The organism is Lachnospira hominis (ex Liu et al. 2021) (genome assembly GCF_014287955.1).
In the GTDB taxonomy this organism is placed as follows: domain Bacteria; phylum Bacillota; class Clostridia; order Lachnospirales; family Lachnospiraceae; genus Lachnospira; species Lachnospira hominis.
Genome location: NZ_JACOPD010000007.1, coordinates 132,427 through 146,076 on the forward strand (window position 1 = coordinate 132,427; position 13,650 = coordinate 146,076).

The following is a 13,650-nucleotide window of genomic DNA, read 5'->3' on the forward strand; positions in this document are numbered from 1 at the left end:
GAGAAAATACAATGTTATCAGTAGTAGTACCTACATTTAATGAGGGAAAGAATATTAGAAATCTTGTAACACAGATAGATGAGGCACTTAAAGGAATTGATTATGAGATTCTTTTTGTGGATGACAGTAAAGATGATACACCACAGATAATTATGGAGGTTGCAAAAGATTTCCCGGCTGTGAGAATGGAACACAGAACAGGTGAGAGCGGACTTGCAACAGCAGTTCTTAAAGGCTTCAGACTTGCAAAAGGTGAGTATATGGCATGTATGGATGCGGATTTACAGCATCCTCCGATTGTGCTTAAATATATGTATAAAGCTATGGAAGCGGGTGCTGATTTCTGTATTCCAAGCCGTCTTATTCCCGGTGGCGATGACGGCGGACTTAACTGGTACAGAAAGTTTGTATCAGGAACTGCAAGAAAGATTGGACAGATTATGCTTCCGTGTTTAAGACAGATTTCTGACCCTACAAGCGGACTTTTCATGTTCAGAAGAGAAGTAATTGAACATGCTGACCTTCAGCCAATTGGATGGAAGATTATGGTAGAAGTTCTTGCTATGGGTACATATTCAAAAGTTATAGAGATTCCTTACAAGTTCCAGCAAAGAACAGAGGGCGAATCAAAGCTTTCAGGAAAAGTTACAATGGAATACTTAAAGCAGCTCAAAGACTTGAGAAAGAGATATAACAAGGCTAACAAGTATAAAGTTGAAATATGGTCTGAAGATAAGATGCTTGGAAGATAATCTAGGAGAACAGATATGTCATTCATTTCTGCGGGGTTTTTATTTACAATTATGATTACGGCATTTATATATTATCTTATGCCGAAAAAGTATCAGTGGGTTGTGCTGCTGATTATGAGTTTTGCTTTTTATGCTACATATGGAATTAAATATATGGGGTATATTATATTTACGATAATATCGTCTTATATATTTACAATTAAGATGGAGGCTTGCGTTGATAAGAAAAATCGACGCAGGCTTCTAATTGCATGCCTTTTATGCAATTTTGGTATATTGACGGGCATGAAATATATCAATTTCTTTATAAGCAATATCAATGCAGTGGGAGCATTATTTGGAAGTACAGCAAAGCTTCCGGGATTTAAGATTATAATGCCTCTTGGAATTTCATTTTATACATTCCAGACTATGAGTTACGTGATAGATGTATATCAGAAAAAGTATGAGGCACAAAAAAATATATTTAAACTTGCTCTTTTTACGGCATTTCTTCCTCAGCTTTTGCAGGGACCTATCGGAAGATACGACAGACTTGCACCGCAGTTTTTTGAAGGACATGACTTTGATATTAAGAATGTGGAGTTTGGCATGCAGCGTATGGCATGGGGACTTGCAAAGAAGCTGATTCTTGCAGACAGGGCCTACGTTGCGGCAAATACTGTATTTTCAAGTCTGAATACATATTCGGGAGTACATATTGTATTTGCACTTCTTTTGTTTTCTATATATGTATATTGTGATTTCGCCGGCGGAATGGACCTGGTAATCGGTGCGTCAGAAATATTCGGGATACATCTTGATGAGAACTTCAGACAGCCGTATTTTTCAAAAAATCTTGGCGAGTTCTGGAGAAGATGGCATATCAGTCTTGGTACATGGATGAAAGATTATATTTTCTATCCGTTTTCTATATCTAAACATATGCTTCATTTTGGTAAATTTGCAAAAAAACGTTTTGGTAAAACAACAGGAAGAGTTCTTCCTATATGTCTTGCCAATATTCTTATATTTTTTATAGTAGGTGTATGGCATGGTGCTTCGTGGAAGTACATACTGTATGGTCTCTATAACGGTATAATTATTGCACTCAGCAATCTGTTAAAGCCTGTTTATGCATCTATGGCAAAAAAATGCCATATAAATACTTCATCACGCTATTGGAAGGTTGTAAGTATTATAAGGACATTTATAATTGTTAATATTGGCTGGCTTTTCGACGCCTGTTTGACAGCAGAACTTGCATTTAAGGCCTTTACAGGGATATTCAGGGGATTTACTTTTTCAGTTCTTGCAAATGGCAGTCTTTTAAGACTTGGGCTTAATATGAGGGATTACAAGATTCTGATTGTAGGAACAGTTATTTTATTTATAACAAGTGTAATGAAAGAAAAAGGTATTAATTTACGTGAATTTGTTGCACAAAGACCGCTTGTTGTAAGATGGGCATTATATATAATTCTTATATTTGCAACAGCACCGTTTGGATATGTCGGAAGTACGACTGAATTTGTATATGCACAGTTTTAGGAGAGTATTATGAAGAAAAGAAAAGGTCTTATTGCAGCAGTGGTGTTCATAATTCTTGTCACTGCTATCAACCAGTTTCTTAATTATGCTTTGGTGCAGCCCGGACTTGGCAGGACAATGTTTTATGAGTGTAAAAATAATGATTATGAATGTCTTATTCTTGGTGCATCACATGGAAGTTATGGCTTTGACAGCAGCAAAATGAGCGAAGAGCTTGGAATGTCCACAATGAATATGTGTATAGGCGGAGAGTATATGTATGATGCATATTATATTTTAAAATATGCATTAAAATACAAAAAATTAAAAACAGTAATACTTGACCTTGATTATCAATATTTTGTAAACCAGCATGATGAGAGTATTCTTTTTAATAATGTATACAATGCTTATCCGGCATGTAATGAAAAGTTTGGGTATTATATGCACAAAATGGCAAGAGAAGAGTACCGGGGAACATTTCTTCGATGGACTAATTACTGGCAGTGCTACAAGACAGTTGGAAAGACGATTAAATTAAAGCAGTCAGACGCATATAAGAATTATTCTCCTGAAGTTGTCAGCATGAATAAATATGATACATATATGGGAAATGGTTTTGTATCAAGGAGCAAAGATTATAAGAAATCCACAACATCATGTCTTGACTGGGACGAGAGCAAGCTTGACAGAGAAGAGGGGGAATATGTTGGGAAGATTGTTAATCTCTGTCGTAAAAACGGAATTAACATAGTACTTACAACAGTTGTGCAGGATCCCGACACAGTGTCTGAAAAATGCAGCGGTTTTGCACAGGCGGATGCATATATTAGCGATCTTGCAGCACAGCTTGATGTCAAATACCTTAATTTCAATAAGTTAAAGTTTGATGTACTTGACAGAACAACAGATGATTTCTATGATAAAGAGGGTCATATGTATGGTGATATGGCTGAAAAGTTTAGTGCAGTCTGTGCAAAGGCTGTAAAAGAAGCTATCGCTGATACTTTAAACGAAGAAGACTATTTTGATAAGGATATGTCTAATCTTTATAAAAAATAAATTTTTACTTAATAAATATGAAAAGAGGTAGTACAATGTCTATTTTAGTAACAGGCGGTGCCGGATATATCGGCAGTCATACGGTAATCGAACTTCTTAATGCAGGATATGAAGTTGTAGTGCTTGATAATCTTGTTAATTCATCAAAAGAGTCTCTTAAAAGGGTAGAAGAGATTACAGGTAAAAAAGTAACATTTTACGAGGGCGATATTGCTGACCGTGAATTGTTAAAGAAGATGTTTGAAGCTGAAAATATTGACAGCTGTATTCATTTTGCAGGTCTTAAAGCAGTTGGTGAGTCAGTGTCAAAGCCGCTTGAATATTATAGTAATAATATATCAGGTTCTCTTGTTTTATTTGATGAGATGAGAAATCATAATGTTAAAAATATTATATTTTCTTCATCTGCGACAGTTTATGGAGATCCGGCATTTGTACCTATCACAGAAGAATGCCCAATGGGTGAGATTACTAATCCTTACGGAAGAACAAAGGCAATGCTTGAACAGATTCTTACTGATATCCAGAAGGCTGACCCTGAATGGAATGTAATTCTTTTGAGATATTTTAATCCTATCGGGGCACATAAGAGTGGGAAAATCGGAGAAAACCCGAATGGAATTCCCAATAACCTTATGCCATACATCACACAGGTTGCAGTCGGCAAATTAAAATGTCTCGGCGTGTTTGGCGATGATTATGACACACCGGACGGGACATGCATAAGAGATTATATTCATGTATGTGACCTTGCAGATGGACATGTAAAGGCAGTTGAGAAGTTAAAGTGCAATCCGGGAATAGAAATTTACAACCTCGGAACAGGAAAAGGTTCTTCGGTTCTTGATGTTGTAAAGACATTTGAGAAGGCATCAGGTGTAAAGATTCCTTATGAGATGAAGCCAAGAAGAGCCGGTGATGTTCCTGTTAATTACTGTGATGCAACAAAGGCTGAAAAAGAACTTGGATGGAAAGCGAAGAGAGATTTATTTGATATGTGTGAAGATTCATGGAGATGGCAGAAGAGCAATCCTAATGGATATGAAGCATAATAATAGAGATTCATAATATTTATTGTATTAATGTGAAAGTGAGGCAGTTATGGGCAAATATTTTGGAACAGACGGTTTCCGTGGTGAGGCAAATGTTAATCTCACAGTGGAGCATGCTTACAAAGTCGGAAGATTTTTAGGATGGTTTTACGGGAAAAATCATGAAGATGGAAAGGCAAAGATTGTAATTGGAAAAGATACAAGAAGAAGCAGCTATATGTTTGAGTATTCACTTGTAGCCGGACTTACAGCATCAGGAGCTGACGCATATCTTTTACATGTTACAACGACTCCGAGTGTGTCATATGTTACAAGAACAGAAGATTTTGACTGTGGAATTATGATTTCAGCAAGCCATAATCCTTATTATGATAACGGAATCAAGCTTATCAATGATAAGGGCGAGAAGATGAGAGAAGATGTCATCGGAGAGATTGAAAAGTATCTTGACGGTGAGATGGCAGAGCTTCCATTTGCTACAAGAGAAAAAATTGGATGTACTGTTGATTATGCAGCCGGACGTAACAGATATATGGGCTATCTTATGAGTCTTGCAATCTATTCTTTTAAGGGTATGAGAATTGGACTTGATGCAGCAAACGGAAGTGCGTGGTCACTTGCAAAGAGCATATTTGATGCACTCGGAGCAAAGACATATGTGATTCATGCAGAGCCTGACGGATTAAATATCAACAACGGCTGCGGTTCCACACACATCGAAAGTCTCTGTGAGCTTGTAAAAAGAGAACACCTTGATGCCGGATTTGCGTTTGATGGAGATGCGGACAGATGCCTTTGTGTTGACGAGAATGGCAATGTTATAAACGGAGATCATATTTTATACATCTATGGCTGTTATATGAAAGAAAGAGGCAAGCTTGTAGACAATAAGGTTGTAACTACTGTAATGTCAAACTTTGGACTTTATAAGGCATTTGACGCGGTTGGAATTGATTATGAAAAGACAGCAGTCGGTGACAAATATGTATATGAATGCATGTCAAAGAATGGTTACAGACTGGGTGGAGAGCAGTCAGGACATATTATTTTCAGCAAATATGCAACAACAGGCGACGGTATAATCACTGCAATCAAGATGATGGAAGTAATGCTTGCAAAGAAAAAGACGCTTGGACAGCTTGCATCACCTGTTGTTATATATCCTCAGGTGCTTAAAAATGTGCGTGTGACAGATAAGACAGAGGCACAAAATGATGCTGATGTCAGGGCAGCAGTTGAAGCAGCGGCAGAAAAACTCGGCGAGAATGGACGAATTCTTGTACGTGAGAGCGGCACAGAGCCGGTTGTGAGAGTTATGGTTGAGGCTGATTCAGTTGAGACATGTGAGAAATATGTTGACGATGTAATCGAAGTTATCAAAAATAAAGGTTATGTTATAGGATAAATATAATAAACTACGAATAAATAGCAAATCCCTGTAATAAGATTTTATTAAGTCTTGTTACAGGGATTTATTATTTTCAGGTGGTGAATATGTATTGAAAAAAAGAAATGTATTTAAAAGAATTGAGGCAAAAAGGCATCTGATTCCGGTATTGCTTGTTATTGCGGTACTTCTGTCCGGAATGTGTGTTCTGCCGGGATGTTCCCTGAAGGGAATAAACAACACTAAAAAAGAGGAGATAGACTATACAGTTGTCGAAGACGAAGATCTTCCGGCTGAGTTAAAGAAACTTATAGATGAAAAAAAGGGAAGTACGCTTAAAATGACATATACAACAAAAGATTATACATATATGGTTGCAGGTTATGGAACTATGACAACGAGTGGCTACAGTATAAGCGTTAATGACGTATATCTGGGCGAGAATTCAATATATGTAGATTTAAGCCTTGCTGGTCCAAAAACTCAGGAACCGGTCACACAGAGAGCCACAACACCATATATAGTTTTAAAGACAGAAAAGCGTGAGGAACCGGTAGTATTTAAGATGTAATATTTTATATATTAATATTATAAAGGGGGAAACATTTTGAAAATCAATAAAGAAAGAATCCGTGAAAACAGCGTTAAATGTAAGAATACAATGCAGATTACACTTGATGATGATTTTAATGTACCTGACAGCAAAGCGGATATAGATTCGATTATACGTGAGTGGGGAAATCCACATGCGGACAGCGTGAAAGTAAGCGGAGAACGTGCAGAGGTGAAGGGAAGTCTCGATTTTGCGTTTCTTTACTGTGGAAGAAATGAAACTAACGGAAAAGTTATGCCGTATAAAATGGCAGGCAGCATGAATTTTAATGAAAATGTCAATCTGCCTGATAATGCAGATGGTACATATGCGGTGTGCGATGCCAAGCTGGAGGATTTAACAGTCAAGGCAATTAATTCAAGAAAAGTCAGTATTAAGGCAATAATTGCAATTACTGTTGTGTGCGAGGAATTAAGTGAGATTCAGGCAGCAGCAGGAGTGGAAGAAGACGATGGATGGCATATACAGACACTTAGTGAGGATGTGGTATATTCTGAGCTTGCGGTTAATCTCAGGGATAATCTGAGAATAAAAGAAAGTCTGTCTGTACCGGCTGGAAAGCCTGAAGTTGGTGAAATTATCTGGGAAGAATCATGTATAAAATCATTTAACAGCAGACTTACAGATGATGGGGTATCACTTAACGGTGAGGCAGGAATATTTTTTATGTATATTCCGGTTGATGAAAGCCAGCCTGTACAATGGGTTGAGACAACATTTCCATTTGAGGGAAAACTTGATATAAATGGATGCAGTGAGGATATGGTGAGCTTTGTGCAGTACAGACTCATCAGTTTTACAATGGAGGCACGTCCGGACTATGACGGCGAAAACAGGGAAATTGCAGTTGAGATGGTGCTTGATTTGTCCGTAAGGGGATATGAAGAAAGGCACCAGACGGTGATAAATGATATATATTCTCCTGTAAAAAATATAACCGTAAAATGTGATGAGACAAAATTAAAGAAGCTTATTGTCAGAAATAACGGAAAATGCCGTGTATCACAGAGGGTAAAGACAGACAGATATGCCGGTATAATGCAGATATGTAATTGCAGCGGAACTGCACAGATTGATGATATATCGGTTGAAGAAGATGGAATTGTAATAAATGGTGCAGTTATAGCAGCTGTGTTTTATGTGACATCAGACGACGCTGTACCTATGGGCGGGCTTAAAGCTGTCGTACCGTTTTCATACAAATTGCAGCTGACATCATGCAAGGATATGGATTATACGCTTGACATATGTGTTGAGCAGCTTTCGGCAGTGATGACGACAAAAGATGAAATAGAGATAAAGGGAAGTGTTTCAATTGATGCCATTTGTTTTGAGATGTATACATGTCAGGCGGCAAATGAATGTGAAATAACAGATTATGATGAGAAAGAGTACCTGGCACTTCCGGGAATTGCCGGATATATATCTGACGGAACGCAGAATATGTGGAATATTACAAAAAAATATCACACTACAATGGATATGATAAAACAGCAGAACAGCCAGCTTTCTGATATTGATGATTTAAATTACAGACCGCCGAGAGGACAGAAACTGCTGTTAATAAAAACTCCGGCCATCTAGTAAGACAGCCGGAAAAATGTTTAAGACTAATTATTTACACCATGGTGTATAGCAGGGCTTGATTCAGTAAGAGGAAGAAATGTATATCCGTTGGCAAGTCCCCATACAATAATATCCTCAACTGCGTTGACGCTGAAAAGTTTTATGTCATGTTGTAAAACTACAGATATGTCATGTGACTGTATTCCGCTTATGACATTATTATAAACTTCGGATGTGCTTGTTGTTCCGCCTGCATCACCGCTTGATACATTCCAGTCAAAATACTTGTATCCCTGGTCTGAGACAGCTTTGGTAAGAACTGACATAATACGGGAACAGTATTGTTTGCTTATTGTATTTGAACTTCCACCTGGAAAACGCAGAAGTTTTGGACGTTTTCCTGTCTGTTCGGTTATTATGTCTGACATGCGGTTTAAATCTTCAAAATAAGCATCACAGCTTGAATAGATATACTTGTAGTCGTGGGTTGCACTGTGTATTGCAACAGTGTGTCCTGCGGCTGCTTCTTTTGCAAGAAGATAACGGTAATTACTGTTTCCGTCAGTTACAAAAAATGTTGCTTTTACATTATATTTTGCGAGTGTGTCGAGAAGCTGTTGCGTGTATTCGCCAGGACCGTCATCAAATGTGAGATAGACAGTTTTTGAACCGGGACTTACAGTATCTGCCTGCCGGAGCGGATTGATTTTTATATGTCTTTCGACACTTGATTCATTTCCATATTTGTCAGTGACAGAATAAGTTATAGTATAATCACCGGCTTTATATGTATTTAAATCACCGTCAACAGTCACTGCTTCTGTGAGATCATTTCCTTTTGAGTCGGAAGCTGTGCAGCCGGGGTCATCAAAAGCTGTTCCGGCATTCATTGTTATATCTGAATCGCCGTTCAATGTGATTGTCGGTGCAATTCCGTCATTATATTCAATTTCACGGGTTGCAACTGCGATATTTCCTGAAGAATCGCTTACTGTATAAGTTATGGAACGTTTTGTCTCCTTGCGTGTTACTTTGTTTGTTATATCGCCGTCATAGTTATCATGTGCGGTGTATCCTTCTTCAATATAGGCTTCACCTTTTTTGGGATAATAGCCGTCGGTGTGGTTAAGTTCAATTACAGGACATTCTGTGTCAACAACTGATACGGTGCGTGTTTTTTCGCTTGAGAAAAGTCCTTTTTTGGCTTTGTACTTTATATGATATTTTCCGACTTTTGAGGAGTCAACTATACCATCAATTGTTACTGCAAGAGGCTTTTTCCTTGAAAATAATACGGTATAAGCTGCAGTTGCACCTTCTTCAGTATATTCATTTCCATATTCAACTGTCTCGTCAGAATCTCCGTTTAATCGTATTTTTATATGACATAATGAGGTAAATATAATAATTAAAAGAAGTAATACTGAGATAATTGTTGTAATAATTAAAAGTTGTTTCTTCTTCTGATTTTGTTTCTTTTTTTGCACGATGTTTTCTGATGCCATTTTATCTATATTGCTCCCGAAAATATAACATTGCCATGTCGCAGTTAAACATGGCAATGTCAGTAAATTTTTAAAATTATGTTTTAGTTATTACCTAAAATATCTGATGTCTTTGTTGAATATCCGTTATCTGAAAACCACTGGTCAAACTTTTTCATTGTTGCTGAATATGTATCGTTTGAGATTGAAGGAAGGTCTTTTCCCCATGATTTAGTTGCTTCTTTAAATCCTTTTTCTACAGCAGATACCATCTTTTTCATGTTTTCTTCATCGCCGCCTGAAAGAGCTACAGCGAAATCAAGAAGTCTGTCTGATGTCTGGTTGACACCCCAGTAACCGTCTTCTGAAATATCTTCTTTTGCCTGTGCAATAGTATCAGCATCTGCTGTAAAATTGCCATTGGCAAGTGCTTTCCACATATCATCGGCAGTTCCGATTGTAATGCCCTGCTTTGCAAACATCTTTGTTACAAGTGACTGCATCTGTGCCATTCTTTGTTCTGTATCAGATTTGAGCTGAGCAATGATGGCCTTTCTGTCTGTAGCAGATGTTAATTTTGATGTTGATGAAGAAGGTTCATAAGAAGCACTTATTTCAGAATAAACAGATTTTTCTGAAGATTTATCAGTTGAATCAGCTTTTTTGTCATTTGTTGATTTAGCTGATACATTTTTAGTTTCATAAGCTGAATAACTTGTTCCTATTCCGTTAAAATCCATAATATTACCCTCCGTGGTATAATTTAGTATTTGTTACATTATATATCGGACAGAACTTACTCAATCTTAATAGTACGTTTTTTCCAAATTCCTGTCCAGTAAAGAATATAAAGAATAAGAGCGGATGTCGCATTACTTACTACAACAGCATACCATACACTTTCAACTCCCATTTTGAGGATTGATGAACAAACCCATAATGTGAGAAAACGGAAAATCCATATTCTTGTAGCATCGACAAGCATTGTTATCAATGTATGTCCGGAACCCTGGAAAAGTCCCTGTGTTACGTTATAAAAAGCATTAGTCCAGCAGCACATTGCCATGATTGACAGAAATTGTGTTGCAAGCGGAACAACATTTTCATCGCTTGTAAAGAAACGTACAATTGGTTCAGCGATAAATGGACGCGAAAGGATAGTACCAAATACAAAAAGAAATACTGCACCGATTCGTAATGCGATATGATATGATTTATTTACACGTTTGAGATTATTGGCTCCGAAATTCTGACCGACTATTGTTGATATAGCAGAGCCGATTCCACTTGCCGGCATTGTGATAAGGCTGTTGATTTTATTTCCGATACCGTATGCGGTTGTAGCTGTAGTTCCGTATGCATTGACATTTTTTGTCATAAGAAGGAAACCAAACTGCATTGTGCTTCCACCGATTGCTGTTGGAAGACCAATTTTAAATATAGATGTCATTTTATTTTTATCAAATTTGAAATTTTTAAAGTCAAGACGGATAAGCTGGTTTTTGCGTCTTAATGCAAGTATTGCAATTACGGCACTTGGAATTTTGGCAATAAGTGTTGCAAGTGCGGCTCCGGAGATTCCCATTTTAAATACGATAAGGAAGACCGGATCCATTATTAGGTTGAGTGATACGCCAAGAAGATTAAGAAGCATAGGACGTACAGTGTCACCTTGTGACTGTTTTACAGATGTATACAGGTTAATCATAAAAAGAAATGGAAGGTCAAGTACAACTATCCTTAAATATGAAATACTGAATTGATAAATGTCCTGTTCAGCTCCAAGCCATTTTACGATACCCGGTGTGGCAATCCAGCATATTCCGGCACATATTACTGCAAATACAAGCGAACACAGGCAAATATGGTTTGCCATTGAATTGGCCTGCTTGTCCTGTCTGGCACCGAGATACTGTGATATAAGAATTGAACCGGCGGTTGTTATGCCGGCACCAAAGTTTATTAGTATATTCTGCACAGGAGATACAAGTGTTATTGCTGCCTGTGAAGCAGTTCCGATTTTTCCAAGCCAGAATGTATCTGTAAGGTTGTACATTGACTGGATGAAACTGTTGAGCATTACAGGAATTGCAAGCATAAGGATAGCCTGAATAAGGTTACCCTCAAGAATTAATTTGCGTTTATCAGCACTTATTGGTTTTGACATGTTAATTATCTCCATTTCTGTGCAAAATGGCATATTTTAGCACATAATTATTTTTGGTACTTGACAAGATAAATCAAGTTCATTAATGTTTATGTTAATCATAGCACAAAAAGCAGTAAATTCTACAAAAATATAACAATTTTAGTGGAATAATACAGAAAAAAAGTTTTGGAATTTATTTAATATACGGAGGCCATTATGGATTATTTATTTGATATGCCTACAGATTTTAAAGTTTATAAGATAAAAAGAGATAAAAGTTCGGGAAGCCAGCCGGCACATACGCACCCATATTATGAGATTTTCTATCTGATAAATGGTGACTGTACATTTTTTATTGACCATAATATTTATAAGCTGAACAGAGGCGACCTTATTATTGTACCGCAGGGGGAACTTCATAAAAGCTCGTTTCCGCAGCATGGCAGCAGTGAGAGATATGTTTTGTGTTTTAAAGAGAGTAATTTAAAATGGCTCAATGACATTGTTGGACCGGATTTTGTGAAAGAATCTCTCTCAACCGGTGTTATTTCTATTCCTGATAAAAGAAGAGATTATGTTGAAGCACTTATGAATAAGATGATTTTTGAAAATGAAGGACAGGATATATTGTCACCGGCATTTATAAGGACGGGGCTTATCGAACTTGTCCTTTTTATAATAAGATGCCGGAGATATGAGGAAAATGTTATAAAAGAGCTTGATGTTGATAATCAGCTCATGCAGCAGATTGCGACATATATATATGAAAATTATGATAAAAAGTTAAGTCTTGAGGATATGTCGGATAAATTCCATATAAGCAGGTCATACTTATCTAAGAAGTTTAAGGCTGTAACAGGTTTTGGATTTAAAGAATATATAGTTAATGTACGAATTAAAAATGCGTGCAGGCTCCTTCTTGAGACTAATAAGTCTATCACTGATATAGCATTTGAGTGCGGTTTCAATGACAGTAACTATTTTGGGGATGCATTCAGGCATGTCAAGGGAGTTTCACCTAATAAATACAGGAAAAATAAGGAAGCTATTTAGGCAGATATTAAATATACGTAAAAAAATAAGAAAATATTTATAAAAGATAACTATGTACTTGCAAAAATACAATACATTTTATATAATTGTTGTATACAAGAAACAATGGAGAAAAGATATGGACAGTATACGATTAAAGGCACGTGCAAAGATTAATCTTGGTCTTGATGTTCTTGGAAAAAGAGATGATGGCTATCATGAAGTACGCATGATAATGCAGACTGTCGGAATATATGACAGAATCATCATTAAAAAGATTCCGGAGGATGAGATAAGGATTAATTCAAATCTGTTTTTTCTGCCTGTGAATGAGAATAATCTTATTTATAAGGCTGCCAGGATGATGAAAGATGAATATAATATCAAAGAGGGCGTAGAGATAGACCTTAATAAGTTTATACCGGTGGCGGCCGGAATGGCTGGAGGAAGTACAGATGCGGCTTCAACATTATTTGGCATGAATAAGATATTTGACCTCGGAATATCGCAGTCGAAGCTTATGGAGATGGGCTTAAAGATTGGTGCGGATGTTCCTTATTGCATAATGAGAGGAACAGCACTAGCTGAGGGAATAGGAGAAAAGCTTACGCGTCTTACGCCTATGCCACACTGCTGGCTTATTGTCGCAAAGCCTCCGATTAATGTTTCAACAAAGCTTGTCTATGAAAGTCTTGATATGGGCGGAATAAGCAAGCATCCTGATATTGATGGCATAATGGATGCAATAAAAAGAGGCGATGTAGAAGGCGTGGCACAAAAGATGGGCAATGTGCTTGAAGATGTCACAATTCCTCTTTATCCGGTTATAGACAGCATTAAGAAACAGATGCTTAAAAACGGAGCGATAGGAGCAATGATGAGTGGAAGTGGTCCTACTGTGTTCGGAATTTTTCCTGATGAACAGACGGCATTGGGATGTCAGGCTGTATTAAAGGCACAGGGCGAGGCACGTCAGGTATATATTACTGAGACATTTAACTAGGATAACTGTTCAATCGAAACATACGTAATAATATAATTAGA

General features: G+C 37.2%; 12 protein-coding genes. 9 read left to right on the forward strand and 3 right to left on the reverse strand.

Annotated features, from left to right (window positions below):
* The first annotated feature begins 11 nt into the window (after positions 1-11).
* The 7 genes from H8S01_RS10630 (at position 12) to H8S01_RS10660 (ending at position 7,959) form a co-directional block, all read left to right on the forward strand.
* Entirely contained in the window at positions 12-752 is a 741-nt protein-coding gene (locus H8S01_RS10630) for a polyprenol monophosphomannose synthase (protein ID WP_021866180.1), read from the forward strand.
* Positions 753-767: 15 nt separating this feature from the next.
* Positions 768-2,282: an MBOAT family O-acyltransferase gene (locus H8S01_RS10635; RefSeq protein ID WP_021866181.1), complete on the forward strand. Its 1,515-nt coding sequence runs from the start codon at positions 768-770 to the stop codon at positions 2,280-2,282.
* 9 nt (positions 2,283-2,291) lie between these two features.
* Positions 2,292-3,323, forward strand: coding sequence for a hypothetical protein (locus H8S01_RS10640; RefSeq protein WP_186837184.1), 1,032 nt, complete (start codon positions 2,292-2,294; stop codon positions 3,321-3,323).
* Between the two features lie 35 nt (positions 3,324-3,358).
* Positions 3,359-4,375 (forward strand): UDP-glucose 4-epimerase GalE, encoded by a 1,017-nt coding sequence (gene galE / locus H8S01_RS10645; protein WP_021866183.1) that lies wholly within the window; start codon positions 3,359-3,361, stop codon positions 4,373-4,375.
* A 49-nt stretch (positions 4,376-4,424) separates the two neighbouring features.
* On the forward strand, positions 4,425-5,780 hold the full coding sequence (glmM, locus tag H8S01_RS10650) for a phosphoglucosamine mutase (RefSeq protein WP_021866184.1): 1,356 nt from the start codon (positions 4,425-4,427) through the stop codon (positions 5,778-5,780).
* Positions 5,781-5,874: 94 nt separating this feature from the next.
* Complete coding sequence (locus H8S01_RS10655; protein ID WP_186837185.1) at positions 5,875-6,333, forward strand: protease complex subunit PrcB family protein; 459 nt, start codon at positions 5,875-5,877, stop codon at positions 6,331-6,333.
* 36 nt (positions 6,334-6,369) lie between these two features.
* Positions 6,370-7,959, forward strand: coding sequence for a DUF3794 domain-containing protein (locus H8S01_RS10660; RefSeq protein WP_021866186.1), 1,590 nt, complete (start codon positions 6,370-6,372; stop codon positions 7,957-7,959).
* Positions 7,960-7,985: 26 nt separating this feature from the next.
* Here the strand turns inward: H8S01_RS10660 and H8S01_RS10665 are convergent, their stop codons facing one another.
* The 3 genes from H8S01_RS10665 to H8S01_RS10675 all read right to left on the reverse strand — a co-directional run bounded on the left by H8S01_RS10665 (position 7,986) and on the right by H8S01_RS10675 (position 11,592).
* Entirely contained in the window at positions 7,986-9,446 is a 1,461-nt protein-coding gene (locus tag H8S01_RS10665; RefSeq protein WP_021866187.1) for an immunoglobulin-like domain-containing protein, read from the reverse strand.
* Positions 9,447-9,529: 83 nt separating this feature from the next.
* Positions 9,530-10,165, reverse strand: a complete 636-nt coding sequence (locus H8S01_RS10670; protein ID WP_186837186.1) for a hypothetical protein — start codon at positions 10,163-10,165, stop codon at positions 9,530-9,532.
* Positions 10,166-10,221: 56 nt separating this feature from the next.
* A complete protein-coding gene (locus tag H8S01_RS10675) occupies positions 10,222-11,592 on the reverse strand; it encodes an MATE family efflux transporter (RefSeq protein ID WP_021866189.1) in 1,371 nt (456 codons plus the stop codon).
* Between the two features lie 198 nt (positions 11,593-11,790).
* Between H8S01_RS10675 and H8S01_RS10680 the strand changes: the two genes are divergently transcribed.
* Positions 11,791-12,627 carry an AraC family transcriptional regulator gene (locus H8S01_RS10680; protein ID WP_207723054.1) on the forward strand — a complete coding sequence of 279 codons (837 nt, stop codon included), beginning with the start codon at positions 11,791-11,793 and terminating at the stop codon, positions 12,625-12,627.
* Positions 12,628-12,745: 118 nt separating this feature from the next.
* Entirely contained in the window at positions 12,746-13,609 is an 864-nt protein-coding gene (ispE, locus tag H8S01_RS10685) for a 4-(cytidine 5'-diphospho)-2-C-methyl-D-erythritol kinase (RefSeq protein WP_021866191.1), read from the forward strand.
* Positions 13,610-13,650: the final 41 nt, after the last annotated feature.

Coding starts and splice junctions, on each gene's coding strand:
- H8S01_RS10630 (WP_021866180.1), top strand. CDS start 12: ATGTTATCAGTAGTAGTACCTACATTTAATGAGGGAAAGAATATTAGA.
- H8S01_RS10635 (WP_021866181.1), top strand. CDS start 768: ATGTCATTCATTTCTGCGGGGTTTTTATTTACAATTATGATTACGGCA.
- H8S01_RS10640 (WP_186837184.1), top strand. CDS start 2,292: ATGAAGAAAAGAAAAGGTCTTATTGCAGCAGTGGTGTTCATAATTCTT.
- galE (WP_021866183.1), top strand. CDS start 3,359: ATGTCTATTTTAGTAACAGGCGGTGCCGGATATATCGGCAGTCATACG.
- glmM (WP_021866184.1), top strand. CDS start 4,425: ATGGGCAAATATTTTGGAACAGACGGTTTCCGTGGTGAGGCAAATGTT.
- H8S01_RS10665 (WP_021866187.1), bottom strand. CDS start 9,446: ATGGCATCAGAAAACATCGTGCAAAAAAAGAAACAAAATCAGAAGAAG.
- H8S01_RS10670 (WP_186837186.1), bottom strand. CDS start 10,165: ATGGATTTTAACGGAATAGGAACAAGTTATTCAGCTTATGAAACTAAA.
- H8S01_RS10675 (WP_021866189.1), bottom strand. CDS start 11,592: ATGTCAAAACCAATAAGTGCTGATAAACGCAAATTAATTCTTGAGGGT.
- H8S01_RS10680 (WP_207723054.1), top strand. CDS start 11,791: ATGGATTATTTATTTGATATGCCTACAGATTTTAAAGTTTATAAGATA.
- ispE (WP_021866191.1), top strand. CDS start 12,746: ATGGACAGTATACGATTAAAGGCACGTGCAAAGATTAATCTTGGTCTT.